The following is a 407-nucleotide window of genomic DNA, read 5'->3' as shown; positions in this document are numbered from 1 at the left end:
ATTTGAAACATCCGCCAATCTCGCGGAAGAAATTCGAGACGTACGAAAAGTTTATCCGCGCGCATTATTTGCCGCATTGCTAACCGCCGGGGTCGTCTACATGGCTGTAGGCGTCGCGGCATCTTCCGTACTGCCCATGGAAAAACTCGTGGCAACCTCGGCTCCTCTTCTTGAGGTGGTTCGGGCGTCAGGTTTAAACATTCCGCCTCGCGTCTTCGCCTTCATTGCACTGATCGCGGTAGCCAACGGTGCGCTGTTAACCATGATAATGGCGAGTCGTCTTACTTATGGCATGGCCTGTCTAGGACTTTTGCCGACCACTTTGAGCAAGGTGCTGCCTCGGCGACGCACCCCTTGGATCGCGGTCATTGCAACCACTCTCGTAGCAATCGCACTCACGCTTACGG

Annotated in this window: 1 protein-coding gene; it reads left to right on the top strand. The window is 54.8% G+C overall.

Annotated elements, in window-relative coordinates:
- Positions 1-407: amino acid permease (locus KMS84_RS44000; protein WP_256921393.1), on the top strand; the 407-nt coding region annotated here is incomplete at both ends.

This window comes from Streptomyces hilarionis, assembly GCF_024539675.1.
Taxonomy (GTDB): Bacteria; Actinomycetota; Actinomycetes; order Streptomycetales; family Streptomycetaceae; genus Streptomyces; species Streptomyces hilarionis.
This window is presented reverse-complemented; position numbering and strand designations above follow the sequence as displayed.